Origin of the sequence: Vibrio sp. 1562, assembly GCF_033340155.1 — a bacterium.
GTDB lineage: Bacteria > Pseudomonadota > Gammaproteobacteria > Enterobacterales > Vibrionaceae > Vibrio > Vibrio alginolyticus.
Genome location: NZ_JAWOVY010000645.1, coordinates 1 through 558, shown reverse-complemented (window position 1 = coordinate 558; position 558 = coordinate 1). Strand labels below are relative to the sequence as shown.

General features: G+C 50.0%; 1 protein-coding gene. It reads left to right on the top strand.

The features are described 5' to 3' along the window. The coding region (locus R7Z49_RS26855; protein ID WP_318112711.1) for an FHIPEP family type III secretion protein at window positions 1-558 on the top strand (558 nt) is incomplete at both ends.

Sequence of the window (558 nt, the reverse complement as noted above, 5' to 3'; positions counted from 1 at the left end):
AAGCGTCAGAAGCAAAAAGCAAAAGAACCAGCATTACCTGCGAAAGCAGAAGATGGCAGCGAGCCGATTTCTCAACGTGAGTTGTCGTGGGATGACGTTCAACCTGTTGATATTATTGGTTTAGAAGTGGGGTATCGATTAATCCCGCTGGTGGATCGTGACCAAGGCGGAGAGTTATTAGAGCGCGTCAAAGGCGTTCGTAAAAAGCTCTCACAAGATTTTGGTTTCTTGATCCCAGCTGTACACATTCGCGACAACCTTGAGCTGACGCCAAACAGCTACAGAATTACCCTGATGGGCGTTGCGGTGGGTGAACCGGAAATTCGCCCAGACCAAGAATTGGCGATTAACCCTGGTCAGGTTTACGGCATGATTGATGGCGAACCGACCATGGACCCGGCATTCGGCCTAGAAGCCGTGTGGATTCGTGAAGAGCAGCGCGAGCACGCTCAGGCTCTCGGTTATACCGTGGTGGATTCATCGACGGTATTGGCAACGCATCTAAGTCAGTTATTAACCAACAACGCATCGCAGTTGATTGGTCATGAAGAAGTACAG